The organism is Thermanaerothrix daxensis, assembly GCF_001306145.1.
Taxonomy (GTDB): Bacteria; Chloroflexota; Anaerolineae; order Anaerolineales; family Anaerolineaceae; genus Thermanaerothrix; species Thermanaerothrix daxensis.
Map to the genome: position 1 here is coordinate 96,734 of NZ_LGKO01000002.1, position 25,044 is coordinate 121,777.

Annotated in this window: 25 protein-coding genes and 1 rRNA gene; 18 read left to right on the forward strand and 8 right to left on the reverse strand. The window is 57.5% G+C overall.

Annotated features, from left to right (window positions below; all coding sequences use genetic code 11):
* The first annotated feature begins 64 nt into the window (after positions 1–64).
* Both SE15_RS00510 and SE15_RS00515 read left to right on the forward strand, forming a co-directional pair.
* A complete protein-coding gene (locus tag SE15_RS00510) occupies positions 65–733 on the forward strand; it encodes a DUF4013 domain-containing protein (protein WP_054520161.1) in 669 nt (222 codons plus the stop codon).
* Positions 734–901: 168 nt separating this feature from the next.
* Positions 902–1,417, forward strand: a complete 516-nt coding sequence (locus tag SE15_RS00515) for a DoxX family membrane protein (protein ID WP_054520162.1) — start codon at positions 902–904, stop codon at positions 1,415–1,417.
* On the opposite strand, the gene SE15_RS14755 is transcribed toward SE15_RS00515, so the two are convergent.
* Entirely contained in the window at positions 1,406–2,080 is a 675-nt protein-coding gene (locus SE15_RS14755; RefSeq protein WP_160316630.1) for a phytoene desaturase family protein, read from the reverse strand. The two genes, SE15_RS00515 and SE15_RS14755, sit on opposite strands and share 12 nt — an antisense overlap.
* Positions 2,074–2,895, reverse strand: a complete 822-nt coding sequence (locus SE15_RS14760) for a phytoene desaturase family protein (protein ID WP_083461589.1) — start codon at positions 2,893–2,895, stop codon at positions 2,074–2,076. Before SE15_RS14760 ends, SE15_RS14755 begins: the two co-directional genes overlap by 7 nt.
* Positions 2,896–2,967: 72 nt before the next feature.
* On the opposite strand from SE15_RS14760, the gene SE15_RS00525 reads away from it, so the two are divergent.
* The gene (locus SE15_RS00525; RefSeq protein WP_054520163.1) at positions 2,968–3,387 is read left to right on the forward strand and encodes a hypothetical protein; all 420 of its coding nucleotides are present in this window, start codon (positions 2,968–2,970) and stop codon (positions 3,385–3,387) included.
* Positions 3,388–3,577: 190 nt separating this feature from the next.
* On the opposite strand, the gene SE15_RS00530 is transcribed toward SE15_RS00525, so the two are convergent.
* Positions 3,578–3,832 carry an isoprenoid biosynthesis enzyme family protein gene (locus SE15_RS00530; protein ID WP_054520164.1) on the reverse strand — a complete coding sequence of 85 codons (255 nt, stop codon included), beginning with the start codon at positions 3,830–3,832 and terminating at the stop codon, positions 3,578–3,580.
* A 406-nt stretch (positions 3,833–4,238) separates the two neighbouring features.
* Here SE15_RS00530 and cysK point away from each other — a divergent pair, with 406 nt between their 5' ends.
* The 4 genes from cysK (at position 4,239) to SE15_RS14420 (ending at position 7,611) form a co-directional block, all read left to right on the forward strand.
* A complete protein-coding gene (gene cysK, locus SE15_RS00535) occupies positions 4,239–5,198 on the forward strand; it encodes a cysteine synthase A (RefSeq protein WP_054520165.1) in 960 nt (319 codons plus the stop codon).
* 30 nt (positions 5,199–5,228) lie between these two features.
* Positions 5,229–5,990 (forward strand): serine O-acetyltransferase, encoded by a 762-nt coding sequence (gene cysE, locus SE15_RS00540; protein WP_054520166.1) that lies wholly within the window; start codon positions 5,229–5,231, stop codon positions 5,988–5,990.
* Positions 5,991–6,210: 220 nt separating this feature from the next.
* Complete coding sequence (locus tag SE15_RS00545) at positions 6,211–6,663, forward strand: OsmC family protein (protein WP_054520167.1); 453 nt, start codon at positions 6,211–6,213, stop codon at positions 6,661–6,663.
* A gap of 297 nt (positions 6,664–6,960) precedes the next feature.
* Positions 6,961–7,611 (forward strand): hypothetical protein, encoded by a 651-nt coding sequence (locus SE15_RS14420; RefSeq protein ID WP_054520168.1) that lies wholly within the window; start codon positions 6,961–6,963, stop codon positions 7,609–7,611.
* A gap of 6 nt (positions 7,612–7,617) precedes the next feature.
* On the opposite strand, the gene SE15_RS00555 is transcribed toward SE15_RS14420, so the two are convergent.
* Positions 7,618–8,358 (reverse strand): class I SAM-dependent methyltransferase, encoded by a 741-nt coding sequence (locus SE15_RS00555; RefSeq protein WP_160316631.1) that lies wholly within the window; start codon positions 8,356–8,358, stop codon positions 7,618–7,620.
* 77 nt (positions 8,359–8,435) lie between these two features.
* Between SE15_RS00555 and SE15_RS00560 the strand changes: the two genes are divergently transcribed.
* Positions 8,436–10,064 carry an elongator complex protein 3 gene (locus SE15_RS00560; RefSeq protein WP_236689962.1) on the forward strand — a complete coding sequence of 543 codons (1,629 nt, stop codon included), beginning with the start codon at positions 8,436–8,438 and terminating at the stop codon, positions 10,062–10,064.
* Here SE15_RS00560 and amrS read toward each other — a convergent pair.
* The 3 genes from amrS to cobS all read right to left on the reverse strand — a co-directional run bounded on the left by amrS (position 10,055) and on the right by cobS (position 12,608).
* The gene (gene amrS / locus SE15_RS00565) at positions 10,055–11,182 is read right to left on the reverse strand and encodes an AmmeMemoRadiSam system radical SAM enzyme (protein WP_054520170.1); all 1,128 of its coding nucleotides are present in this window, start codon (positions 11,180–11,182) and stop codon (positions 10,055–10,057) included. The genes SE15_RS00560 and amrS overlap by 10 nt on opposite strands.
* A gap of 57 nt (positions 11,183–11,239) precedes the next feature.
* Positions 11,240–11,788: a bifunctional adenosylcobinamide kinase/adenosylcobinamide-phosphate guanylyltransferase gene (gene cobU, locus SE15_RS00570; RefSeq protein ID WP_054520171.1), complete on the reverse strand. Its 549-nt coding sequence runs from the start codon at positions 11,786–11,788 to the stop codon at positions 11,240–11,242.
* Between the two features lie 76 nt (positions 11,789–11,864).
* On the reverse strand, positions 11,865–12,608 hold the full coding sequence (gene cobS, locus SE15_RS00575; protein ID WP_054520172.1) for an adenosylcobinamide-GDP ribazoletransferase: 744 nt from the start codon (positions 12,606–12,608) through the stop codon (positions 11,865–11,867).
* 57 nt (positions 12,609–12,665) lie between these two features.
* Between cobS and SE15_RS00580 the strand changes: the two genes are divergently transcribed.
* The 8 genes from SE15_RS00580 (at position 12,666) to SE15_RS00615 (ending at position 20,244) form a co-directional block, all read left to right on the forward strand.
* The gene (locus SE15_RS00580) at positions 12,666–13,316 is read left to right on the forward strand and encodes a hypothetical protein (protein ID WP_054520173.1); all 651 of its coding nucleotides are present in this window, start codon (positions 12,666–12,668) and stop codon (positions 13,314–13,316) included.
* A 14-nt stretch (positions 13,317–13,330) separates the two neighbouring features.
* Positions 13,331–14,533, forward strand: coding sequence for an MFS transporter (locus SE15_RS00585; RefSeq protein ID WP_054520174.1), 1,203 nt, complete (start codon positions 13,331–13,333; stop codon positions 14,531–14,533).
* A gap of 68 nt (positions 14,534–14,601) precedes the next feature.
* Complete coding sequence (locus tag SE15_RS00590; RefSeq protein ID WP_054520175.1) at positions 14,602–15,249, forward strand: MBL fold metallo-hydrolase; 648 nt, start codon at positions 14,602–14,604, stop codon at positions 15,247–15,249.
* Between the two features lie 11 nt (positions 15,250–15,260).
* Complete coding sequence (locus SE15_RS00595; protein WP_152965489.1) at positions 15,261–15,563, forward strand: hypothetical protein; 303 nt, start codon at positions 15,261–15,263, stop codon at positions 15,561–15,563.
* Positions 15,564–15,572: 9 nt separating this feature from the next.
* Positions 15,573–16,658 carry an A/G-specific adenine glycosylase gene (mutY, locus tag SE15_RS00600; protein ID WP_083461590.1) on the forward strand — a complete coding sequence of 362 codons (1,086 nt, stop codon included), beginning with the start codon at positions 15,573–15,575 and terminating at the stop codon, positions 16,656–16,658.
* Positions 16,659–16,795: 137 nt separating this feature from the next.
* Complete coding sequence (locus tag SE15_RS00605) at positions 16,796–17,494, forward strand: protein-L-isoaspartate(D-aspartate) O-methyltransferase (RefSeq protein ID WP_054521294.1); 699 nt, start codon at positions 16,796–16,798, stop codon at positions 17,492–17,494.
* Between the two features lie 1,227 nt (positions 17,495–18,721).
* Positions 18,722–19,093, forward strand: a complete 372-nt coding sequence (locus SE15_RS14255) for a hypothetical protein (protein ID WP_152965490.1) — start codon at positions 18,722–18,724, stop codon at positions 19,091–19,093.
* A gap of 95 nt (positions 19,094–19,188) precedes the next feature.
* A complete protein-coding gene (locus SE15_RS00615; RefSeq protein ID WP_054520178.1) occupies positions 19,189–20,244 on the forward strand; it encodes an alkaline phosphatase family protein in 1,056 nt (351 codons plus the stop codon).
* 16 nt (positions 20,245–20,260) lie between these two features.
* On the opposite strand, the gene SE15_RS00620 is transcribed toward SE15_RS00615, so the two are convergent.
* Positions 20,261–22,132 carry a VanW family protein gene (locus SE15_RS00620; protein ID WP_054520179.1) on the reverse strand — a complete coding sequence of 624 codons (1,872 nt, stop codon included), beginning with the start codon at positions 22,130–22,132 and terminating at the stop codon, positions 20,261–20,263.
* A 149-nt stretch (positions 22,133–22,281) separates the two neighbouring features.
* On the opposite strand from SE15_RS00620, the gene nfi reads away from it, so the two are divergent.
* Entirely contained in the window at positions 22,282–22,974 is a 693-nt protein-coding gene (nfi, locus tag SE15_RS00625) for a deoxyribonuclease V (protein WP_054520180.1), read from the forward strand.
* Between the two features lie 527 nt (positions 22,975–23,501).
* Positions 23,502–25,006, forward strand: a 16S ribosomal RNA gene (locus SE15_RS00630).
* Positions 25,007–25,044 lie beyond the last annotated feature (38 nt).

A 25,044-nucleotide genomic window follows, 5' to 3' on the forward strand; every position in this document is an offset into this window, starting at 1 on the left:
TTGCGCCCCAGTGCGTTCATTGCTATGATGAAGACATCATCTTGATTTTTTGGAGGAGGCAGCGATGGATTTTGGAATGGCATTTGGATTTGTTTTTCAGGATAAGGATTGGTTGCGCAAGGTTCTCATTGCGGCTCTGGTGAGTCTGATCCCGATCATTGGGCAACTGGTGGTGCTGGGGTGGGGGCTGAGCGTGACCCGCCGGGTAATGGCACGTGACCCGCAACCCCTGCCGGATCTGGATTTCGGTAACGATCTGGCGCGGGGATTTCAAGCCTTTGTGATTGGGATTGTGTATAGCCTGCCGATCATTCTGATCTCTGTGATGTTCGGCCTGTTCGGTTCGCTCCTGGGCGTAGATAGCGGCAGAGTTTCGGATGCCGTGAGGGTGCTTTATACCTTGCTTTCGGTCTGCTTTGGCCTGTTCAGCCTGGTGTATGCCATTTTCATGGCGCTGGCGCTGCCCGCGGCATATGCTAATTTCCTGGCCAAAGGATCGCTGGGGGCCGGGCTGGCTTTCGGAGAGGTCTTCCGTCTGGTGCGGGCGGCACCGGGGGCCTACTTGCTGGTGCTCCTGGGTCAGTTCATTGTTGGGTTGATTGCGCCCTTGGGATCCATTTTGTGCTTTATTGGGGTGTTCCTCACGTATGTCTACGGCCTGGCCGTCATGGGGCATCTCTACGGCCAGGCCTACAACCAGGCCGTTGAAAACCTCGGATTGGCGACTGCCTGATTCCAGATAGATTTTTGGGGCTTTGCCGCCCACTGCCGACCCCGGTGGGCGGCTTTTTTTTTCGCCCAGACATACTTTATAAATAACCTCAAAAATGTCTTGATTGCAAACGTTTTTTCGAGTACACTTTTTGTGCGGAATATCACAAATAGAAGTAGAGGAGTTGCAATGAAAGCACGTTGGTTGGCCGTGTATCACCAAATAGATCCGCTTATTACCGGCTGGATGGCCCGTTACGGCATTTCTCTATTACGCATCAGCCTCGGGATTGTCTTTTTATGGTTTGGCGTGCTCAAGTTTTTCCCAGGGCTCAGCCCAGCGGAAAGCCTGGCAACCCGCACCATTACCACCTTGAGCCTGGGCCTGCTCTCGGCGGATGCAGCACGCATTCTGTTGGCCCTGCTGGAAACCCTGATCGGTTTGGGGCTAATGCTGGGGCTTTACCTGCGGGCAACGCTGTTTTTGCTCTTCTTTCAAATGCTGGGTACGATCACCCCGATTTTCCTCTTTCCCCATGAGGTGTTTACGCATATTCCCTACGCCCCCACGTTGGAAGGGCAGTACATTTTCAAGAACCTGGTCCTGGTCAGTGCGGGGTTGGTCATTGGGGCTACCGTGCGCGGTGGGCGGTTGGTGGCAGAGCCGCCTCGGGAGGGGGAGGCGCGGGGTGAGTCAGGGAGTTAGCCCCCAGGCTTCGCAGATGCGCGTGGCGGTGTGGCGGGCCGAAACCAGTGCGGTCGGCATGCCGGTGCCGGGGTGGGTACTGGCGCCGGTAAAGTAGAGGTTGGTGTAGTGTGGATGACGGTTGCCGGGGCGCAAGTAGCCCAGTTGGGTCAGGTTGTGGCAAAGCCCGTGGGTGGCTCCCTTGCTCAGGTTATAGCGCTTTAACCAGGAGGGGGGCGCGAATACTGTTTCAAATTGGATGTGCGCTTCCAGGTCGGTGATTCCCAGCAGAGACAGGCGGCGAAAAACCGCGCGACGTGCCTGGTGGATCAGGACGGCCCAATCTTGAGGGTTGTGCTCATTTATGTGGCCTACTGGGACGATGGCGATCAAGGTATCCTCACCGGGTGGTGCCATGCCCGGGTCTAACCGCCCGGGTGCATGGAGGTAGAGGCTAGGATTGGCGGGCAGGTCAAGACGCTTCACGATGGATGCAAAGTTTTCCCGGTAATCATCGGCCAAAAACAGGGTGTGCGGGCCCAGGGCAGGATAAACGCGGTCCAGCCCCCAGAAGAATGAAATCACCGAGCAGGAGTAGCGTTTGCGTCTCATGCGCATCGCGTGGGAATCCGGAGGAAGCAGGTGGGTGTAGACGTAGGGAAGGTCAGCGTTGGCTACTACCAAATCTGCCTTGATATGCAGACCATCCCTAATCGCACTCCGCTGGTTTGCTGCCCCTGCACCCCGATTTGCTCCACCCGCGTAGAAAAGGCGAATTCCACCCCCGCTTGACGGGCCATTTCGAGCAGGGCTTCCACGATCTGGTACATCCCCCCACGCGGGTACCACACCCCGTGGGCGATCTCGGTGAAGGGCATCATGGAAAACGTGGCAGGTGCCTCAAACGGGCTGAGCCCCATGTAAACATCCTGGAAAGTGAAAGCAGCCTTGAGACGCTCGGTGCGGAAGTAGGTTGCCATGTGGGCGTAATGAGGCACCAGTGGCTTAAGCGTGAAAAGAAGGGGAAGGTTGCGCAAATTGAAAAACTCACTGGCGGTACGAAAATCGCGATTGACCAAAGCGGTCATCGCTTGGTTGTAGTGGCGGTAGCCCTCGTCCAGGTAGCGGAGGAATCCCCGAAACGCACCCGGCTCCAGAGCTTCTAGTTGATCGTGCATGTCTTTCAGGTCGGAGGTCAGGGTGAGGCTCTGCCCATCGTCAAATACCAGACGGTAAGTGGGATCTACGCGTTCCAGGTCAAGCAAATCGTGAAATGGCGTGCCCAGAGCCGCAAATTCGGCCTCGAAGACGTGGGGCATGATCAACAGGGTGGGACCGGTGTCGAAGCAGTGTCCCTGGCGGGAAAAGCGGTCCACACGACCGCCTGCGTGAGTGTTCTTCTCCAGCACAGTCACATGGATACCGTGCCGTGCCAGATGGATGGCGGTGGCCAAGCCCCCCAACCCTGCCCCCACCACAAGTGCGGAGATTTGAGACATGGAAAGTTAACTCACTTTCTAATTCTAAGGTTGAAGTGCGCTCCGGCGAGGGGCAGGCGGGAAGAGAGCCTGATGAAGGGCGCGAGTCAGCAGGCTCAGCACGGTGCGCAGATGCGTGCGTTCGGGGTATTCGGGGCGCAGCAGGTAGCCTTCGTTTTCGATGCTTCGCAGCACACACTTAAACCGACCGATGTAGGCAAAACCAGCCAGCCGGCAGCGCAGATTTTGAATCCGGGACAGGTAAATCTTACCTTGCCCAAAGAGATGCCGCGCCTGAGAGACCCTATACCTGACCCACTCCCGGTAGGGTGGGCTATGGAAATCCTGGGGGGTGATGTGGCCGGCCTCGGCTACCTCGCGTGGAAGATTGTAATAACCCAGGCAGGTGTCTTCGAAGGTGTCTCAAAGCATGTGGACGATGTGAGCCGCGGTGACGGCCTGGTAGCGGGTTTCATCGTGGGGGGTGGGGCAGCGGTGACCAATAAAAAATAATGCAATGCCTCGGTGACGGCCACGGCTAGCCAGTGAGTGTAGGTTCCCAGTTCGTCTTGCGTGATCATTCGACCGCGCCGCTCAGTATCGAAGCGCATGACAGCCATCATATTCTGAATGTAAGCCCGTAACCCGCTTTGGGGGTTGGGGTCGGAGCGTAGAAGATCCACCAGCAATTTTTCCTCGGCGCTCAGGTTGGAGGGAAGTTGCCCCACTCGTACTGCTTGACCAGATCTTCCTGGCGTTTAAGGAAGGCCAAACGCTCGGTTTGAGAGCCAGCCGGCTGATCCAGATGGTCATCTACCCAACGAAAGTAGGCATAGGCTCGAAAAGCCTCAGCAACCCGTTCTCGATCCACCAAAAGGCGTATGGTCAGGTAGGTCTGATGGCTGCTGCGCCGTGTGATGGCAACCGCCAGAGCTGAATTTGAAAGATGCACATACATGGCACGCCACTCCCAGGGGAAACTTTGGAAATCAGGCCCATGACGGGTGGTATGGAATGACCGAGCACGACCTCCCCCCAGTTTCCCTCGCTCATCATATCACATAAGAGAGGAATTTTCTTGACAACTTACCACTTTTGCCTATAATAGGCTTTGATGATTATGAAGACAATTATTGTAAGATTAACGATGTTTCGGAAGCGCCAGTGCGCGTGTCCAGGGCGGGGCTGCGGATAGTCGCCGCCTTGCTCTGAGCGACCGCGCTTTCTGTTTACGATAAGCGACCAACAAGCCAGGTGGTGAACCGCAGCCCCGCTTCACAGCGGAAGAGAGGTTGCGGTTCACCCCTTTTAAGGGCTTGTTGGTTTTTTATTATCTCAGTTCATCTGTTCAAGGAGGCTCAACCATGAAGATTTATCACGATGTGACCGAACTTGTCGGCAATACTCCGCTGGTGCGCCTGAATCGGGTGACCGAGGGGTGTGTGGCCGAGGTCGTTGCGAAGTTGGAGTTCTACAACCCGGCGCACAGCGTCAAGGACCGCATTGGGGTTTCCATGATTCAGGCCGCCGAACGCGAGGGCAAGATTGGCCCAGATACGGTGATTGTAGAGCCGACCAGCGGCAACACGGGCATTGCGCTGGCCATGGTTTGCGCGGCGCGCGGTTATCGCTGCATTCTCTTTATGCCCGAAACGGTGAGCAAAGAACGCCGTTTGGTATTACGGGCCTACGGCGCCGAGGTGGTCCTGACCCCCGGCAGCGAGGGAATGCCCGGCGCCATCCGCAGGGCTGAGGAACTGGTGGCCAGCGACCCTCAGCGCTACTTCATGCCTCAGCAGTTCAAAAATCCGGCCAATCCGGAGATTCATCGCCGTACCACTGCTGAAGAAATCTGGCGCGATACCGACGGCCAGGTAGATATTCTGGTCGCGGGGGTGGGCACCGGCGGGACGATCACCGGTGTAAGCGAGGTCATTAAAGCCCGTAAACCCTCGTTCAAGGCGATTGCTGTGGAGCCGGATGCTTCGCCAGTGCTCTCAGGTGGACAGCGCGGACCGCACCCCATCCAGGGCATCGGTGCGGGCTTCATCCCCGAGGTGCTCAACACCTCAATTTACGACGAGGTGATTCGCGTCAAGGCTGAGGATGCTTTCAGCACGGCGCGTGAACTGGCGCGCAAAGAAGGTTTGCTGGTGGGCATCTCTTCGGGTGCGGCAACCTGGGCCGCCCTCCAGGTGGCACGCCGACCGGAGAATGCCGGTAAATTGATCGTGGTCATCATCCCCTCGTTTGGCGAGCGCTATCTGAGCACGCAACTCTTCGCCGATTTGGTGGAGGAGATGACTGCAAAGGTGGCTTCGTGAGGAGTGCGGTGAGAAACCATGATAGGAAGGATGGTGCAACTCTTGCGTGAGGATATTGCGTCCATCTTTGAGCGTGACCCGGCGGCGCGCACCACGCTCGAGGTACTGCTGACTTACCCCGGCTTGCATGCTATCTGGCTGCATCGCCTGGCGCATTGGCTGTGGCGGCATAACCTCAAGTTGTTGGCGCGCCTGCTTTCGCACTTTAACCGCTTCCTGACCGGGATTGAAATTCATCCCGGTGCCCGTATTGGCCGGCGCTTTTTCATTGACCATGGCATGGGAGTGGTAATCGGCGAGACGGCTGAAATTGGCGACCATGTGACCATGTACCATGGAGTGACCCTGGGCGGCGTCAGCCTGGAAAAGGGCAAGCGCCATCCCACCATTGAAGATGATGTGGTCATTGGGGCTGGGGCGAAGGTCCTGGGTAATATTGTGGTCGGGCGCGGCAGCCGTATTGGAGCCAACGCGGTGGTCGTTAAGTCCGTACCGCCCAACTCGGTGGTTGTGGGCGTGCCGGGACAGGTGGTGGTGCGCAGTCAACCGCGCCCGGCGACGCCGGATTTAGACCACAACAAACTGCCCGATGCCATTGGTCAATCGCTGGCCTCGGCGCTGGTGCGCCTTGATGCGCTGGAAAAGCGGGTCCAGGAACTGACGGCGGTGCTCGCCCCTCAGGTTGAGGGCAGAAATGGGAACGGCCATCGTCTCATTGGTGGTTTAGATCAGCCGCCCCTGGTGCATCCGCCGGAGTACGGCTACTGGCGCGGCGAGGATTTTAGCATTTAGGCGAATCGGGTCCTTCAAGGCACGCCGAAAGATGGAATGAGCGGGAATCCTGGTGGCCTCTCAGCGAGCCACGAGGTGCCCCGAGGGTCGAATCTTGCTGGTGGACGGCACCATCCTCGGTTGGGAGTCCTCTCAAAGGTTTATCAGTAAATGGGAACCTGAAAGGCGCAGGCTCAATCATTAACCTAACTTCTGAGCATAAAAAGGAGGAGCGATAGCCATGACCCTTAAAACCGTCGTTGTGGATGCGACTCAGGTGCATGGGTTGAAAATCGAGACCCGTGCCCGTCACCATGTCATCGTGGTGGACCAACCCCCTGAGATGGGTGGAACTGACACCGGGCCAACCCCGTTGGAATTCCTGCTCATTGCTCTGGCCAGTTGCTTGCTCACCGTTGGAAAAGTTGTCGCCCAACAGCGCGGTTTGCCAGTACGCAGCCTATCGGCCCACGTGGAGGGGGACATTGATCCGGATGGATTCCTGGGCAGGAATCCCGAGGCGCGGATAGGAGCTTCCCAAATCCGTGTGCGCCTTCAGATAGATGGAGATCTGAGCGAGGAGGAAAAGGCGGCCTTTGTCCGCGAGATTGAAGCCCGTTGCCCAATTTCGGACAACCTCGGTAATCCGACGCCGATTCGTTTTGAAGTGGCCTTAGAAGCCCTCCTGGCCTGAGCCCCTTCGATATCCATGGGCCTGCCTCAGCCGATCTCTAAGCCTGCGCGCCGGCGGGGCAGTCCTTCTCGTCCCCGGCCATACCTTGTAGCGGCCCCTGCCAGCCCGCTCGCACAAAAGAGCACCCTCTGGCAGGGGCTTGCGACTTTGCAGGACTGCCGGAGGGGTGGCGCTTTGTGGCGGGATGAGCAGGCACCGGGCGTTTGCCCGATTGGGTGGAGGCTGGGCGCGGTATAATGGGGGTAGGCTTCAGCGGAAAGCGTAAGGAGGGGCCCCGCCGGAGCCGGAGATGAGACCATGAAAGAAAAAGCGTTGGCTCCCTGGTTTTCTCTGCTCCTGGTTGTGCTGTTGGTCGGGTTGGGCATTGGCCTGGGCATTTATTCCGGACGCCGGGCAGCGGCTGCTTCTCAGGAATCCCCTTCCTGGCAGCAGCGCATGCTGGCGCAATTCACGCAGACGCTGGCGGTGGTGCAAGATGCGGAACAGCGCGCCTTCCTGGAAGCAAAAATTGCGCCGTTGCAGACGCAGGAGGCTGCGCGGCAGCAGGCCCTGGCGCAGCCTGCACCGACCAAGCCCGCCAACCCTGAGGCAATGCGCCCGCCGGAACCGCTGGCCGTACAGCAGGCATCCCGCGAGCCGGGTATTCAGGAGGGGGTGGCCGCGCCGGTGAGTCCGGATGACTTTACCACCCTCAACGCCTGGCAGGGTGAAGTGGATGGGCAGTGGGTGCGTGTTTTTGCCGGTGTGCGCACCTACCAGCCGGAACAGGGGGCGCTGATTATGCTGCCCGAAAATGCAGCCGTTGAGACGTGGGTGGATGGGCCTTCCGGCGCAGGAGCGCTGCGCATTGTGGCAAAGGTGGATGAAACATTGCTCGTTGAAGCCGCCGATGGCAGTCGCCTGACTTTTGACCTGCGCACGCACGCCCTGACCCCAGTGAGTCCCTGAGGGAGATTAATCGGGCCGCCAGATTTGATAAAGCCCCAAACGCCCGCCCTCACCATCCGACTCGAAGGTCTCTTCCACTTCGAAGCCACTGGCTTGTGCCAGGTGGTGTAATTCTTCGTGGGAGAAGGCGTGCACGTAGCGCAATCCGACTTGCTCACGCTGGCCGGGCAGGGCATGACGCCAATCCAGCAGGGTGTCGCCGGGTTCTAAGTCGGCAGTATCTATGCCAACCCGCGCCCAGGGTTGGCGGCGGGCGAGGAGACGGGGGCTGTTTTGGAACTGCCATACCGAGAGCACCAGATGCCCCCCTGGATTCAGCCGCGTGCGTACCTGGGCCAGCAAACGCTGGCGATGAACCTGGCCGGGGAGATGATGCAAGACGGCGAACATCAAAACCTTATCAAAACGTCGGTCTTCCAGGGCCTCAACCCAGGCCGGATGGCCCAGATCGGCCTGGCGGAATGCGAAGCGAGCCGCGAGATCGGGCTTGAGATGGGCGGCCCAGGCCTGGGCCTCGGCCAGCAATGCCTGGCTGAAATCTAAGCCCAGATAGGTGCCCCCGAAGTTGTGCTGTGCCAGCCAGCGCGCGATGCCGCCATGAGCACAGCCCAAATCGAGCCAGTGCCCCTCGAGGGGCCACCGAGAAAGCACACGCAGAATGCCCGGTTGGAGGCGCTGACGGGTGCTGGCAAAGGCCAGCCCAAAGGTTTGATAAAATTGGGCATTAAGCGCGAGTAATTTGCTCACAATCTCGGCTTTCACGTTTGAGATTATACTTGGATTGGCAGAGTACTTAGCGGTGGAATGAATGGGGTAGTGGCAAGATGATTGAGGAACGTTTTGAAATGATCGGTGAGAAAATTCGACGCTGGGAACATCACTACGCTCTGACACCAGAGCGTCTGGCATTGGCGCAGAAGATCATCGCGGCGGTGCAAAGTGGCGAGGAGGTGGCGCAGGCCATTCGTCGTCATCCGCTGCCGGAGGGTGGGCATCTGGCGAAATCGGTTCTGGTGGCAGCATACCGCTATCTGGTACAGCAAGGTAGTCTCGCGGATGATCCCGACCTGCTGGCTCGCCTGCGCATGAAGCCGGTGCGCACCCTATCGGGGGTGACCACGGTGACGGTGCTGACCAAGCCCTACCCATGCCCTGGCAAGTGCATCTTTTGCCCGACGGATGTGCGGATGCCCAAAAGTTATCTCCCTGATGAGCCGGGGGCTCAGCGAGCCCTGCAGAACGAATTCGATCCTTACCGTCAGGTACGTTCACGTTTGCTTTCCTACGAGGCCAACGGTCACCCGACGGATAAGATTGAACTGCTCATTCTGGGTGGCACCTGGAGTGCCTATCGTCGGGATTATCAAGAGTGGTTTATCAAGCGCTGCCTGGACGCGATGAACGAGGTGGAGTCGGCGGATCTGGCCGAAGCCCAGCGGCGCAACGAGACCGCACCGCATCGGAACGTGGGCCTGGTGATTGAGACGCGCCCGGATGAAATCACCCCGGATGAGTTGCGCTGGTTACGTTACCTGGGCGTGACCAAGGTGCAAATGGGGGTGCAGTCGTTGGATGACCGCATTCTGGCGCTTAACCAGCGGGGGCACACGGTGGCCGAGACCCTGCGCGCAGCGGCGCTCTTACGCGCAGCCGGGTTCAAAATCGTGATGCACTGGATGCCCAATCTGCTGGGCGCCACACCCGAATCCGACCGTGCCGATTTTGCCCGCCTGTGGACGGATTTCTGTCCAGACGAGATCAAGATTTACCCCACGCAGTTACTGGCGAACACCGAGCTTTACGCTTACTGGCAACGTGGGGAGTATGAACCCTACACGACCCAAACCCTGATTGATTTGATCGCCGACATCAAGCCCACCATCCCGGAATACTGCCGGGTCAATCGGGTGGTTCGTGACATTCCCTCAACCTACGTGGTGGCGGGCAATCGGCGCACCAGCCTGCGCCAGGATGTGCTGGCCGAACTGGCGCGGCGCGGACAGCAGTGTCGCTGCATTCGTTGTCGTGAAGTGCGCGACCGCCCGGTGGCTCCGGAGCATCTGACTTTCAAAGATATGACGTACCGCGCCGCCTATGCTGAGGAGCACTTCCTGCATTTTGTGACGCCCGATGATCGCATTACCGGTTACTTGCGCCTTTCACTGCCCCTGCCGGAGGCCCCACGGCTCCCGTTTGCCGAACTTGAAGGCGCCGCCCTGATTCGGGAAGTGCATGTGTATGGCCAATCGCTGCCGGTTGGCGCAGAGCAGCGCGGTGCGGCTCAGCACATTGGCCTGGGAACGCGTTTGCTGCGGGCGGCCGAGGCGGTGGCGCGCGAGCGGGGATTCCGTCGCCTGGCCGTCATTGCGGCGATTGGGACGCGCCAGTATTACGAGCAGCGTGGCTTTGACCGTGGCGAGTACTACATGGTGCGATCCCTTGCTCAGGGATAGATCAGGCGGCGCACCGGGCGGGGAAAGCCCCAACTGTGCAAGCGCACTTCACGTGGGTCCTTAGGCCAGATGCCCGGGATCTTGTGGCCACATTGAGGGCAGGTGCCTTCGGCGGTGAGACGATAATCCAGGATGACGTAGCCGCGCCGTTCGATCAACAGTGCCTGGCAATGAGGGCAGTAGGTGTTTTCCAGGCTGCCAACACGGCCTGGCAAGTTACCTGCATAAACGAAATGCAGGCCTGCCTCCTGCCCGATTTCGGCGGCACGCAGCAGGGTGCGCGCGGGGGTGGGGGGTGGATCGGTCATCTTGTAGTCGGGATGAAAAGCGGTTACGTGCCAGGGGATGTCGGGCGAGACCGAAACCAGAAAACGCGCTGCTTCCCATAGTTCCTCCGGGCTATCGTTGAAGCCGGGGATGACCAGCGTGACCACCTCCACCCAGAGTCCCAGCTCATAGGCATTTTTGATGGTATCCAGCACGTGCTGCAGCACGCCGCCCAACTGACGGTACTGTTTGTCCTGCATGGTTTTGAGATCCACCTTGTAAGCATCCAGATAGGGGCGCAGGTACTGCAACACTTCGGGCGTGGCGTTCCCGTTCGAAACGTAGGCACACAGCAGACCGGCTGCGCGCGCTTGCTTGAAGATGGCCACTGCCCATTCGGAGGTGATCAGGGGCTCATTATAGGAGGAAACGATGGCCGCAGCACCGGAACGGCGCGCGAACTGTACCATTTCCTCCGGGGTGACTTCCAGCAGGGATTCCACGGGGATACCAGCAGCGGGGTCGCGCAGGGTTTGTGAGGTGAGCCAGTTCTGGCAAAAACTGCAGTGAAAATCACAACCCAACATGCCGAAGGTGAGCGCATCGCTGCCGGGCAACACGTGAGCAAAGGGTTTCTTTTCAATGGGGTCTACCTGTAAGGCCGCCACGTACCCCCAGGGCACGTAAAGCACCCCATCCCGATTGAAGCGTACCTGACAAATCCCGCGCCGCCCGGGTTTGATCCGACAGCGGTGGGCACAGGCGTAGCACTGAACCGTATTATCCTCCAGGCGGGTGTAAAGCTCGCCGGGGTGCGTCATGGCATCTAAACGGTCAGCCAGAGTGACCATTTCAGCCTCCTTTCCTCTGAATTTATTATACTGCCGGGGTCAAGGGGGTGGATGCGGTCAGCCTTTGAGGCGCATGGGCAGGCCGGCGACCATGAAAATGACCTCATCGGCAACCCCGGCCAGGCGTTGATTGACGCTCCCCAGCAGGTCGCGGTAAAGCCGCCCCAGAGGGTAAGGTGGGACCAGCCCCATCCCCACTTCATTAGAAACAAAGATCCAGGCGGCACGGCTTTGCTGAATACACTCCAGGAGACGCTCGGTTTCGGCCATCACCAGCGCAGTAGCCGCCGAAGGATCCGGGGGATTGGGCAGGCTAAGGAGGAGATTGCTGACCCACAGGGTGAGGCAATCCACGAGGATAAGGGCAGGTTCGGGCTGCCAGGCCGAAATAGCCGCAGCCAGGCGGCGAGGTTCTTCTAGCGTGTACCAGTGAGAGGGCCGGGCAGCGCGGTGAGCGGTAATGCGGGCTGCCATTTCTTCATCGCCAGCCTCCGCCGTGGCAACGAAAAGCACAGGAGAGGTGGCCGAGGCTTCGGCCAGGTTCTGCGCATAGCGGCTTTTCCCACTGCGCGCTCCGCCCAGGATAAGAGTTATTCGGGTGGCCATAGGACATTCATCGGTTTATTTCGGTTTTTCCCAACACGGGGTAATCCCAGAGTCATCGGTTGGGGGCTCTTTACAATCATGGAATTGAGAAGGCTAACAACGTCAGCACCTCGCTGACCTCAATGGCGGCCCCCAGTACATCGCCGGTCACGCCGCCGAGGTAGCGTCGCGCCAGGCTTCCCAATGTAGTCGTGGCCAGAGCGGCTAAAAGCAGCGCCACCCCACTGCGCCAGCCCCCCAGGGGAAGCAGGATCAGAGGCAGCAGACTGCTTACCCCCAAAATGCGCGGGGTGACCGCACGGGCAAAGGCGGCGCCTAGTCCCTCAGGGCGGGCGGCGGGTAGCAGACCCAGCCACAAGACCAACCAGCGTCCCAATACCGGCGCCAGCAGCAGGCCAATGGGATGCAAACTCAGGGTAGATAGCAGAGTTGCCACCTTGAGTAACAAGTGTAGCACAAGCCCGGTGACGCCGAAGGCGCCCAGATGAGGATCTTTGAGCACCTGGTGACGCTTCTCGGGGGGCAAGGGTGGAAAGAGGGCATCCCAGCAATCCGCCAGGGCATCCAGATGCAGGAAGCCGCTCAATCCAGCCCAGGCAAAGACCCCCAGCACTGCCGCAATCAGGGGTGAGATGACCAATTGGGCAGCCTGGACCAGGCCGAAGAGGATGGCGCCCATGCCCAATCCCACCAAGGGGAACCAGGGCAAGGCACGGGCAAAATCAGTTCCAGCGTGGCTAGGGGAGGGCAGGGGCAGACGAGTGAGAAAAGCCAGTGCCTGCCGAAGGTCGTTCCAGAAAGAAGGTGAAGGGGAAGACATTGAAAATGCTCCGGAAACGAGGGCACGAGGCGGTAAAATTATACCCGGAGGTTGGTTTTGACGTTGGCATCTCTGCCTCTTGACCCTTTGGCTTTTCGCCAACGGCGCTACCTTTTCGGTGCCTTAGTTACCTTGGGGATCATTGCCCTGGTGGCCGTATTGGGGCCCAGCGAACGTGTGCTGGGGGCAGCTTTGCGCCTGGTGCTTTTGCACGGCGCCTGGGTGTGGGTGGGAAAAGTGGCCTTTGCCCTGGCCGGGCTGGTGGGGCTGGGTTTCTGGCTGATGCGGCGACCGGCCTGGGCCGCGCTTTCTCAAGCGCTGGCGTGGACGGGTTTTTTGTTCTGGTCCACCTATCTTCCCATGTCCTTGTATCTACAGGTTCGTATCTGGGGAGGGGTGTTCTGGGATGAACCACGCTGGCGGGTGCCGCTGATGCTGTGGGGGGTGAGCCTTTTGCTTCAGGTGGCGATGCTGGTGATGCGCGAGCCGGGCCTGGCGGCGGTTGTAAATGCGGGGTTTGCGGGGTTGTTGTGGTGGCAATTGGGGATGACCGGGACGGTGTTGCACCCGCAGTCTCCTGTCTTTGGCGGAGACGCGCTCCGCATTCAGATCCACTTTGTTGTGCTGCTGGGACTGTGTGGTGGGCTAATGGTGCAGATAGCGCTCTTGCTGTGGCCCTATGCCCGTCGCCTCTTTTATCCTGCATAGAATAGGATCAAACCATGAAACGATCATCGCTTTCCTTAGGGGTCCAGGTTGGGCTTTTCACGCTGATTCGAGTGCTGATCAATACCAGTTATCGCATGGTATATCCGTTTTTTTCGTTCTTCCAGGGTGGGTTAGGGGTTTCCGTGGCCGCTTTCTCGTGGGTGCTGACCTTGCGTTCGTTCAGTGGGGTGGTGGGGCCGCTACTGGCCCCCCTGACCGATCGTTATGGCCGACGGCCGGCCATGCTGGCAGGCATGGGGTTATTCGTCCTGGGGAGCGGCATGGTGGCGCTTTTCCCCCGCTATTTGAGTTTTTTAATCGGCTTATTTCTAATGGCGAGCGCCTACCAGATTTTTCTACCGGCCATGCAGGCCTTTCTAGGAGATCGGGTGCCGTATGCGGGTCGCGGACGAGTGATGGGGCTCACCGAGTTGGGCTGGTCGTTGAGTTTCATTCTGGGCATCCCGGCTGTGGGCTGGCTGGTGGAGCGGGTACGGCTGTGGTGGGTGCCGTTTGGGTTTTTTGCGCTGGGGGGCATACTCTTGTTGGGAGCGCTTTTGTGGGTTGTGCCGCGCGATCCACCCGGAGAACGGCACTCAGCGGCCATGTCGCGGTTGCAGATTCGGGGTCTGCTGCGCGCGCCACATGTGTTGACTGGGCTGGCGATGGGGCTGGCGCTGACCAGTGCAAATGAGATGGTCAACCTGGTATTTGGGCTGTGGTTGGAATCGCGCTTTGCGCTTCAACTGGCGGCGCTGGGGGCGGCTTCGATGGTCATCGGGGCTTCAGAATTACTGGGAGAGGGCATCTCTGCCCTGTGGGTGGATCGGTTGGGCAAGCAGCGTGCCGTGGCAGTGGGCGTGGTACTGAATAGCCTTGCCGCGGTAGCGCTTTTTCTGCTGGGCAGGACGGTGGCCGGAGCATTGATCGGGTTGTTCTTTTTCTACCTGACTTTTGAGTTTGCGCTGGTCAGTTTTTTGCCGCTGATGTCGGGCACGTTCCCCGCGATGCGGGCAACTGTGATGGCAGGGACGATTGCTGCTTTCTCGCTTGGGCGAGCGGTGGGGGCGCTTTTAGGCCCACTGACCTATCAGGTGGGTTTTGGCTTAAACTTGGGAGTGGCGATCCTGTTCAATACATTGGCTTTGCTGGGACTCAGGCAGGTCCATGTGGCAGAACCTTCCCACGCGCTAGATGGGTTGGGAGGAGAAGATTAGTGCACGGTTAGTGGCAGCCGGATAAGAGATGCTTTATTGGTATAATCATAGCGAACGTTGGAGGACGCATGGAGATTACCTGGTACGGTCATTCTTGCTTTCGAATTGTGGAGCGCAACCTGGCTACGCTGGTTACCGATCCTTACGACCATCGTGCCGTGGGGTATGCGCCGCTTAAGCTCAAAGCCGATATTGTGACGGTGAGTCATGCCGCGCCTGGGCATAATTACCTGGCGGCGGTTAAAGGCGAGCCCTACGTGATCACGGGGCCGGGGGAGTATGAAATTGGTGGGGTGTTCATTACCGGGCTGCAGACGAACGGCACGAAGAAATCCCTGGACGAACCTCGCAACACGTTATATCTGATTGAGTATAATGGAATTAACATTCTCCACCTCGGCAATCTTAACCGCGTGCCTACCCAGGCGGAGGTGGAAGCGCTGGGGCCCGTCCACATTGCGCTAGTGCCCGTCGGTGGGGGAAGCACGCTTAACGCCGCCAAGGCAGCGGAGGTGGTCAGCCTGCTGGAACCGAATATTGTGATCCCGATGCACTATGCCACGCCGGAAAGCAACGTAAAACTGGATGGATTGAATAAATTCCTCAAAGCCATGGGATTGAATGAAGTTAATGCGCAACCGACGCTGAAGATCAACAACGTGAATGCTCTGCCTGAAGAAACGCAGGTGATTGTTCTGGAGTATCAGCATCATTAGAGGAGTTAGCCTTGGCCGTCAAGTTGTTGATGTCGTGGGATATCCGCCCTGATCGCGAACAGGAATATTTTGAATTCGTGGTGCGCGAGTTCATTCCTGGGGTGCAGCGCTTGGGGTTTGAACTTAGCGATGCCTGGGCAACTGTCTTTGGGGATCACCCTCAGATCCTGGTAGGAGCCGTGGCGTCCTCGGCCAGCAAGGCGCGCCAAATCTTGCAGTCGGATGAGTGGAAAGCCCTCAACAGTCAGTTGCAAGATTTTGTTAAGAACTACTCCTTCAAGATTGTAGAAGCCCGGGGTGGTTTTCAGTTTTAGAGCGGGGGAATGGTGAGCGAACTGGCGCAGCGCCTGCTGGCCTGGTTTGACCAGAATGCTCGAGCTCTGCCCTGGCGTGAATCTCCACCTCATCCTTATCGGGTGTGGGTTTCAGAGGTCATGCTCCAGCAGACCCAGGTAGAGACGGTTTTGCCCTACTATCAGCGCTGGATGACGCGCTTCCCCGATTTGGAGACGTTGGCCGCTGCCACAGAGCAAGAGGTACTGCGCCTGTGGGAAGGATTGGGCTACTACCAGCGCGCGCGGGCACTGCACCGGGCGGCGCAAATCCTGGTCCGGGAGCGGGATGGCTGTTTTCCGCAGCGGGCAACGGAGTGGCAAACCCTGCCGGGGATCGGACCCTACACCGCGGCCGCCATCGCTTCTATTGCCTTCGGCGAGGTCGTTTTGGCGCTGGATGGCAATGTGCGGCGGGTGCTGGCGCGCTTGTTTGACCTGGATCTGCCTGTGGATAGCCCGGCAGGTGAACGCGAATTGAGACGCATTGGGCAGGTGCATGTGCCGATTGACCGCCCTGGCGATTTCAACCAGGCGTTGATGGATCTGGGTGCAACGCTGTGTCGCCCTCAGACACCCCAGTGTGAGGTTTGTCCGGTGGCGGGGTTGTGTCTGGCGCGGGCACGGGGAACCCAATCCCTTCGTCCGGTTCGGCGGCGCGGCGGGGCTGTGCCTCACTACATTGTGACGGCTGCCGTCATCTGGCGTGGTGAGCAGGTGCTGCTGGCGCAACGCCCACCCCAGGGGTTGCTGGGCGGTCTGTGGGAATTCCCCGGGGGTAAACAAGAGCCCGGCGAGAGCCTGGAAGAGGCGCTACAGCGTGAAATTCGAGAGGAATTGGGGACCACTATCGTAGTTGGGGAGAAGGTGGGCGTCTTTCGGCACGCCTATAGCCACTTTCGGGTCACTTTGCATGCTTTTCACTGCTGCCTGGTTGGCGGGGAACCCCAACCTCTAGAAGCCACAGCACTGGAATGGGTTCCTGTGACGCGCCTTACCCATTACCCAATGGGAAAGCTGGACCGTCAAATTGCCCAGACCTTAATGCAGGCCCGTCCTTCGGCCTCGGCGGGGTAAAGCCGCAGAGCGACTATCCAACGAAGAGGGTATATCCCCAACCTTTGGAATTATGTACAATATCAAAGGGAGGGGGGCTTTCCTGTGTGGGTTGCGAATGGGTACAGGATGGGGTGATGGCTCAAGGAGAAGCCGGCATGACGGACGAAACGATCTTTGCTGAGTGGCGCGAAGCCATGGTGATCGAGCAAATTGAGCGGCGCGGGATCCGGGATCCGCGCGTTTTAGAGGCCTTCCGGCGTATTCCTCGCCATGAGTTTGTACCGCCTGCGCTTCGCTCGCGTGCTTACGATGATGGGCCACTACCGATTGGCAAGGGACAGACCATTTCACAGCCCTTTATCGTAGCGCTGATGACCTCCTTACTTCAACTCAAAGGGGATGAGAAGGTGCTGGAAGTGGGAACGGGTTCGGGGTATCAGGCGGCGATTCTGAGCCTGCTGGCGAAGTGGGTGTATACCATCGAACGGTATGATGTGCTGGCCCGACGCGCGGAAGCCACGTTCAAGCGCCTGGGCCTGAAGAACATTACGGTGATATGCGGTGATGGTACACTGGGTTATCCGGAGGTTGCACCTTACCAGGGCATCATTGTCACCGCGGCAGCAGCGGCGCCTCCGCCTCCACTCCTGGAACAACTTGATGAGGGAGGGCGCCTGGTGATACCCATTGGTGATTATCTGGGGCAGATACTGCAGGTCTGGACCAAGAGTGGTGGACGGGTGGATTATGAGGATATCTTGCCGGTTAGTTTTGTGCCCTTACGGGGGCGCTATGGATGGAGCCCTCAGGCCTGGGAGCGTTACGAGGAAAATGACTTTGAGGCCGACGAGTAGACGGAATAAAACCTGATTTGGGTGTAGATGAATTCGCCTTTATGTCCGAAAACCCCTGATAAGTTCCAGAACGAAGTTTATTTACAAAATACGCCATATGAATTTATTTACTTTACGGCTCCGATATGAAAACCGCTATCTTAAAAAATTATGGTCAGATAGGAGAGAGGCATTTTCTATCTTTACCATCTCACTAATCGGATTGATTTTACGTATATATAAGCTCGGAAAAAACAGTTTGTGGTTTGATGAAATTGGTGTCGCATTAGCGATTCAGCCAAGTGACTTTGAAACGTTATTGGGCAACGTGCGTTCTCATGTTATGGCAATGCCGCTGGATTATGTTGTTAGGTGGGTATTTTCGAGACATTGCCTGAGTGAGGCTTGTTTACGATTTCCATCGGCTTTATGGGGTTCGTTGACGATACCCATTAGTTTTTTTCTGTTTCGGCGTTTAGTTGATACTAGGAAAGCCATTATTTCAACGTTGTTCTTAACCTTAAATCCTCTTCACCTTTATTATTCACAAGAATTACGTTTTTATTCACCGTTGTGCTTTTTTACATTCTTTCCACCCTAGCCCTTCTATCTGCAACACAGAAACCTGTTTTTATAAATTGGTTGCGTTTTGTATTGATATATGTTGTTGGGTCGTATTTTCATGTTTATGTAGTTCTTTCCCTCCTGAATGGTGTTTATTGGTCATTATTTTCTGAAAATCGTTACTCCGACCAGAGAAGGGTTTTCAGGGGCTTGTTGGTGAGTGCTTTTGTTGCGTTTCTTGTAATTTTTCCGGGTTATTTGTTTCTTAGATCTACCGTTGAGTATCAAATGTTTTCGTTTTCTGAAGCGATCGTGAATATATTGATTGGCCTTGGTTGGTTCCCCATTAACCTAATGTCGCCACAGCACATCTATGTTTTTCATCTCCTCAATATATACTTTCAGGTTCTTGGTCTGTGGTTGTATGTAAAGACAAATAATAAGAGGACTGTCTCATGGGTCCTATCCAGTTTATTCCAGGTTCTAATGATTTTTTTAGTGAATCTTTCCACGGGTTATGCTTTTCGAGCAAGACAGCTCATATTTGTACTGCCAGTTCTTTGTCTTTTATCTGCAAGCGGGGCTATTGACATATATCAACGCGGATATCATTTTATAAAAAGGTGTTTTCTGATAAAGGTGTCGAGGTTTTTCAACATTAAGCACATCTATGTGTTTTGCGTAATGATTATTGTGTTGGGTATTTCTGGCAGTTGCTTGCAGGAGTACTATCGTTTAGAAAAGAGCAGCAGACGGGAAATCAGTATTGAGTTGATACAACGATGGAAGCCAAATACGGTTATTTGGACTACGCCGCATTGGGAAGATCAGTATTATTCGTTCTACCTTACATTACTAGGACATCCTGAAGTTAAAAACGCAATATTTGGAAAAGAGAATATTCAAGGCTCAGAAGATGTAACCCTACCAATTTGCTGGATAACAGATGGAAATATCTTACCTGAGGAAGAGGATATTATGAAAGAAATGGGTTTTGAGATAGTTCCACTTCGATCCAGTCCAATCCTTGATGCCCAAATTCTTTGGTGCCGTTGATGGGTTGGGCTTTGTTTTGACCGAGAAGTTCATCTTTCCCCACAGGGATCGTCGGTGCTAACGTTGGGAACTGGGGCAATGTTCGGGAGGTGCCCATGTCTCGTATGCGCTCTGGTTGGTACATCTCTCCCATGGTCATAGGGGGGATGATATTAGGATGGCTCCTGGTTGCCTGCTCCCCGCCCGGACTTGCTCAGAATACTCCTACTCCGTCCCTTGCGGTCACGTTGGGGGTGACGGTGTTGCCCACCCCGGCGCCGGCAACCGCCTCCCCCGCGCTGTCTCCAACTCTGCTGCCGACCTCAACGGTGACCCTCACACCCACTCCCCAGCCCCTGGTGCCGGCCTTTCGCCACATTGTCATCTTAATCTTTGAAAATCGTGAGATCACCCGGGTAATTGGCAACCCGCAAATGCCGGTATATAACCGATGGGCCAACGATTACACCCTGCTGACCCGCTACTATGCTATCACCCATCCGAGCCTGCCTAACTACCTGGCGCTCATCGGGGGCGATACTTTTGGCATTCGGACCAATTGCATAGATTGTTACATTGATGCCCCCAGCCTGCCGGATTTGATTGAGGCCAGCGGGCGCACTTGGAAGACCTACCAGGAGGCCATGCCTGCGCCGTGCTACCTGCAGTATACGCTCCGTTATGCGCCCAAACACAACCCTTTTATCTACTTTGATCCTATTCGCACCGATCCGGAGCGCTGCCAGGAGCGGGTGGTGCCGCTAAGCGAATTGGAGGACGACCTGCTGCAGGGCCAGTTACCCGATTTTGTCTTCATCACTCCCGATCTGTGCCATTCGGGGCATGATTGCGGACTGGATGTGGTGGATGCGTGGTTGGAGACATGGTTGACTCGCTTGTGGGCATACCCGCCCTTAGCCGAGGAGGGATTGGTCATCCTTACCTGGGATGAGGGTCAGGGAGAACAGGGATGTTGCGGCTTTGAGCCAGGCGGGGGACGCGTGGCTGCCGTGCTGATCTCTGCTCGGGTAAAGCGTGGTTTCCAGGACGAAACGCCCTACACCCATTATTCCCTGCTGAAAACAATCGCCACAGCCTGGAACCTGCCTCTATTAGGCCATGCAGCAGATGCCCAGACAGCGCTGATCCAGGCGCCCTGGCAGGGGCCATGAGACTTTCTCTCAGGGACTAACCGCCCTCACTGGCGGGGGTTGGTACCTCGGTACCCGGGCCGTACTCATAAACGGCCTGCCAGGGGCGATAATGGGTCTTAAAGGTGTCCCGCAGATAGACTTCGCCGTTGCGGTAGACGGTGCGTGTGACGATCACATCGGCGCCCTGGGCTTCCCAATCTACCTGCTTAATCTCGCCGGTGGCGAGGTCGGGGTTTTCGCGGTAGAGCGGTGGGGGTGGATCCACGACATTAATGGGGCCAGTCGTATCCCACTCTACCCGGCGGCCATCTGAGGTGGAATAGAACTTCCAGGTGAGCGTGCTAGCGGCAGGGTTGACGTAAGTTTCCATCAGCAGCCAGTAGGGGGTATCGTTTTTGAATTTGAAATCCACCAGCGGGACGAAGACGGTGGCATCCAGGCCTGCCAGACGCGGGTTAATGCGATTGCCAGCGACTTTCTCGTAGTAATAAACGCGGTAAGCGTGCGCATGACGTTCGACGATGGGAAAACCGGCAAAGAAAGCCGCCCGGAAGAGGGTGGTGCTCACCTGACACACCCCTCCGCCTACCCCTTTGATGGTTTGGTTGCCCACAATGATCAGGGCTTCGGCGTAACCGTTGTCCAGGGTGATATCACCCAGAGCCTGGGCCATGGAAAAGACCTCACCTGGGGCAACCAGCAGTCCATGGAAGCGCGCGGCAGCGGCCTGGATGTTCTGCACCCGTTCGCGACTGGAGCCGTAAAAGTAACTGGTTTCTGCATGGATCAATTCGCGAATTCCCAATTGCTCGGCAGTGGCTTCGTCGGTCACTGGGGGTGGGTTGTAATCGAACACCAGGGGAATGGTGTGCTCGCCCTGCGTTGCTTTTTCCTGGATGGTACGCAGGCTTGCCTCGATGTTGAGGCGGCGCCCGATCACAGCATGCTGAATGAGTTCAAGTTGCCGTGTGTCGTCATTGAAGATGAAGCGTGCATTCTGAGGGTCTTTGGCCAGTGTCGGGGCCAAATTGCTCAGGAAGTTGAGCAGAGCCTCACGCTGCAAGGTGACCCGGTAAGTGGCGCTATGTTCATCCTGAACCCGCTCGATGGCCAGCATGCCGGCTAAAGTAGGGGGATCAAACACCCAGGGACCCACTTGACCGTAGTCGGGCTGGTCCTCGGGCAGGGTGATGGTCAGGGGCTGGCTGAGGATGCGCCGGGCCACTTCAGCCTGGGCGCTGGCATCCAGAATAAGGGGTGGGGTTTCGCGCACGATCAGCGGAACCACCCCGTCTTTTAGTGTTTGCAGTTGGGTGGTGAGCAGAATCAGCGAGGATTCAACATCCAGGGTACGGCCGATTTCGCCCGAGCGCACGATGACCTCAGTGCCCTGGAGCCCTAGGCTGGCTTCAATCACCGGGCGATCAATCTCTTTGGCCAGGGTGAGTAACTGCTGTTGAGCAATGCGTTGGTCAAAGATGAGGACTGGTGAGAGCGTTTTACCGGAATAGAGAGCCTGAATTTGATCTCCCAGACGCTCCAAAAGCGGGCCGGAGCGCCCCAGGCGGAAGGCCTGCTGAGCAGAGGCCTGGGCGTCCAGAAACAGCCCCAATTCCTGGGGGGTGAAAAGCCAGATTTTATCCTTATCCTGAAGCAGGACGCGCCCGCTCTGAGGGAACGTCCACTCGGCGGCCAGGCGCTGAGCAGCCGCAGTGGGGGTGAGGCCGCCCAGGGGTACGCCTGCCACGCTTACGCCGGGGAAAATGCGCCCAGCGAACCAGAGTTGGAAAAATAAAGTGGCTCCAAGTGCCAGGCCGATAAATGCCAATGCGGCGGTTGCCAGAATCACCAGCGCCTGGTGCAGGCGAGAATCGAGTTGAGGGAAGGAAAGCGGTTCAGCGCGCATAAGTATCCTGAATTATACTTTGAGAGAGCAAATCTTTATTAGAGACGTTTCTCTTAAGCCGGGGGTTCCCCCAAATGAACTGCAATCTGCGTGCCAGAACGAGATGGGAGCCAAGCCAGTCCTAGATGAGCGATGAGGGTTCGAGACCTATGCCTCTACCGCATGTTCCTCCTCATGCCTGGGAGGTAAGCCCGGAAGAAGCGGTAGCCATTCAGATGCAATGGCGCGAACGGGTTATTCGTGTGGATTGCCTGGGCGAGGTCCGAACCATTGCAGGGGTAGATGTGGGGTTTGAGGATGAGGGACGAGTAGCGCGCGCGGCAGTGGTCGTGTTGGATTTCCCAGGGCTGGTCATGCGAGAGCAGGTGCTGGCCAGGCGGCCGGTTACCTTCCCTTACGTTCCGGGATTGCTCTCCTTTCGGGAGGCGCCGGTGATTCTGGAGGCACTGGCTCGTTTGCGCCTCTGGCCGGATGTGTTGCTGGTGGATGGGCAGGGAATAGCCCACCCGCGGCGCCTGGGCATTGCCAGTCATTTGGGGGTGTGGTGCGACCTGCCCACCGTGGGGGTGGCGAAATCGCGTCTGGTGGGACAGCACGCCCCGGTGGCCGAGGCCGCGGGGGCATGGCAGCCGCTTTATGAGGGGGATGAGGTGATTGGAGCCGCCCTGCGTACACGGGCGGGGGTCAGGCCGGTTTATGTCTCGATTGGTCATCGCGTGAGTCTGGAAACGGCGATAGATCTGGTCATGCGTTGTACGCGCGGGTATCGTCTACCGGAGCCACTGCGTTTGGCCCATCATCTGGCTTCAGTAGTTGAAAAAGGTGGAAAAGAGGGCCGTTAAAACCCTTGACATAAGCAAGCGGGAGAGTATAATCAAGCCCGCTGCCTCGGAAAGAGGCCCATTTCGCCGGGCAGCCGGCAAATGGATGACAAGTGGATAAAGAGGGCCCAGCCTTCCCGCTGGCGGAGAAAGAGCGCCAGGGTGAGCAGAGCGCCGAGCAAAGCGGCAGACATCGCAAATAGGCGCGTGAACCTCTTGACAGCCTGAAGGGAACTCGGTACAATAAGAGTCCCAAGGTGAGGGCGATCTTGCTCGCAAAGAGCGGATCGGTAACAAGTGAACAGGTTGTCTCAAGAGGGACCAGGCCTGACAAGGGTGTCGTGCGAGAAGCCGGTGTTGACCCCGCTAGACGAAAGAAAAGCGAAGGATTGACATCGGCGGTTTTATCGGCAGACCTTGACAGGAGCAAAGAGGATGGGTAAAATCTGGCCCTCGGAGACCAGCACCTTAACAACTGAAGAGTGGTAGGAAGACACCTGTCGATCCGGCGAGTTTAACCTTGACGCCTGAAAAGGCGATATCAAACTCTTGCGGAGAGTTTGATCCTGGCTCAGGATGAACGCTGGCGGCGCGCCTAATACATGCAAGTCGAACGGAGTGTGTTCTCGTAACGCACTCAGTGGCGAACGGGTGAGTAACGCGTAGGTGACCTACCCCGAAGAGGGGGATAACAGCCCGAAAGGGCTGCTAATACCCCATGTGGTTCTGTGGGTTAGAGGCCGCAGAACTAAAGGCGTAAGCCGCTTCGGGATGGGCCTGCGTCCCATCAGCTAGTTGGTAGGGTAACGGCCTACCAAGGCGATGACGGGTAGGGGGCCTGAGAGGGTGGCCCCCCACACTGGCACTGAAACACGGGCCAGACACCTACGGGTGGCAGCAGTAGGGAATATTGGGCAATGGGCGAAAGCCTGACCCAGCGACGCCGCGTGCGCGATGAAGGCCTTCGGGTTGTAAAGCGCTTTTGGAGGGGATGAGGAAGGACAGTACCCTCCGAATAAGCCTCGGCTAACTACGTGCCAGCAGCCGCGGTAAAACGTAGGAGGCGAGCGTTATCCGGATTTACTGGGCGTAAAGCGCGTGTAGGCGGTCCGGCAAGTTGGATGTGAAATCTCTCGGCTCAACCGGGAGAGGTCGTTCAATACTGCTGGGCTAGAGAGCGGTAGAGGGGGGTGGAATTCCGGGTGTAGCGGTGAAATGCGTAGATATCCGGAGGAACACCAGTGGCGAAGGCGGCCCCCTGGACCGTCTCTGACGCTCAGACGCGAAAGCTAGGGGAGCAAACGGGATTAGAGACCCCGGTAGTCCTAGCCGTAAACGATGTGGACTTGGCGTTGGTGGGTTAAAATCCATCAGTGCCGAAGCTAACGCGATAAGTCCACCGCCTGAGGACTACGGCCGCAAGGCTAAAACTCAAAGGAATTGACGGGACCCCGCACAAGCAGCGGAGCGTGTGGTTTAATTCGATGCAACACGAAGAACCTTACCAGGGCTTGACATGCAGGTGGTAGGGATCCGAAAGGTGACCGACCCTTCGGGGAGCCTGCACAGGTGCTGCATGGCTGTCGTCAGCTCGTGTCGTGAGATGTTCGGTTAAGTCCGCCAACGAGCGCAACCCTCGCCGCGTGTTACATGTGTCACGCGGGACCGCCGGCCTTAAGCCGGAGGAAGGTGAGGATGACGTCAAGTCAGCATGGCCTTTATGTCCTGGGCTACACACACGCTACAATGGTCGGTACAATGGGTCGCGAAGCCGCGAGGCGGAGCCAATCCCCCAAAGCCGGCCTCAGTTCAGATTGCAGGCTGCAACCCGCCTGCATGAAGACGGAGTTGCTAGTAACCGCAGGTCAGCCATACTGCGGTGAATACGTTCCCGGGGTTTGTACACACCGCCCGTCACGTCATGGGAGCTGGCAACACCTGAAGCCGGTAGCCTAACCCGCAAGGGAGGGCGCCGTCGAAGGTGGGGCTGGTGACTGGGACGAAGTCGTAACAAGGTAGGTGTACCGGAAGGTGCGCCTGGATCACCTCCTTTCTAGGGAGCGCAGAGCAACCCTCTGCGGAGGGGCGCTC

Coding starts and splice junctions, on each gene's coding strand:
- SE15_RS14255 (WP_152965490.1), top strand. CDS start 18,722: ATGATTATTGTGTTGGGTATTTCTGGCAGTTGCTTGCAGGAGTACTAT.
- SE15_RS00525 (WP_054520163.1), top strand. CDS start 2,968: ATGAAGGGCGCGAGTCAGCAGGCTCAGCACGGTGCGCAGATGCGTGCG.
- cobS (WP_054520172.1), bottom strand. CDS start 12,608: ATGTCTTCCCCTTCACCTTCTTTCTGGAACGACCTTCGGCAGGCACTG.
- cobU (WP_054520171.1), bottom strand. CDS start 11,788: ATGGCCACCCGAATAACTCTTATCCTGGGCGGAGCGCGCAGTGGGAAA.
- cysK (WP_054520165.1), top strand. CDS start 4,239: ATGAAGATTTATCACGATGTGACCGAACTTGTCGGCAATACTCCGCTG.
- SE15_RS00510 (WP_054520161.1), top strand. CDS start 65: ATGGATTTTGGAATGGCATTTGGATTTGTTTTTCAGGATAAGGATTGG.
- cysE (WP_054520166.1), top strand. CDS start 5,229: ATGGTGCAACTCTTGCGTGAGGATATTGCGTCCATCTTTGAGCGTGAC.
- SE15_RS00530 (WP_054520164.1), bottom strand. CDS start 3,832: ATGTATGTGCATCTTTCAAATTCAGCTCTGGCGGTTGCCATCACACGG.
- nfi (WP_054520180.1), top strand. CDS start 22,282: ATGCCTCTACCGCATGTTCCTCCTCATGCCTGGGAGGTAAGCCCGGAA.
- SE15_RS00620 (WP_054520179.1), bottom strand. CDS start 22,132: ATGCGCGCTGAACCGCTTTCCTTCCCTCAACTCGATTCTCGCCTGCAC.
- SE15_RS00545 (WP_054520167.1), top strand. CDS start 6,211: ATGACCCTTAAAACCGTCGTTGTGGATGCGACTCAGGTGCATGGGTTG.
- SE15_RS00515 (WP_054520162.1), top strand. CDS start 902: ATGAAAGCACGTTGGTTGGCCGTGTATCACCAAATAGATCCGCTTATT.
- amrS (WP_054520170.1), bottom strand. CDS start 11,182: ATGGTCACTCTGGCTGACCGTTTAGATGCCATGACGCACCCCGGCGAG.
- SE15_RS00605 (WP_054521294.1), top strand. CDS start 16,796: ATGACGGACGAAACGATCTTTGCTGAGTGGCGCGAAGCCATGGTGATC.
- SE15_RS14420 (WP_054520168.1), top strand. CDS start 6,961: ATGAAAGAAAAAGCGTTGGCTCCCTGGTTTTCTCTGCTCCTGGTTGTG.
- SE15_RS00585 (WP_054520174.1), top strand. CDS start 13,331: ATGAAACGATCATCGCTTTCCTTAGGGGTCCAGGTTGGGCTTTTCACG.
- SE15_RS00560 (WP_236689962.1), top strand. CDS start 8,436: ATGATTGAGGAACGTTTTGAAATGATCGGTGAGAAAATTCGACGCTGG.
- SE15_RS14760 (WP_083461589.1), bottom strand. CDS start 2,895: ATGTCTCAAATCTCCGCACTTGTGGTGGGGGCAGGGTTGGGGGGCTTG.
- mutY (WP_083461590.1), top strand. CDS start 15,573: ATGGTGAGCGAACTGGCGCAGCGCCTGCTGGCCTGGTTTGACCAGAAT.
- SE15_RS00590 (WP_054520175.1), top strand. CDS start 14,602: ATGGAGATTACCTGGTACGGTCATTCTTGCTTTCGAATTGTGGAGCGC.
- SE15_RS00615 (WP_054520178.1), top strand. CDS start 19,189: ATGTCTCGTATGCGCTCTGGTTGGTACATCTCTCCCATGGTCATAGGG.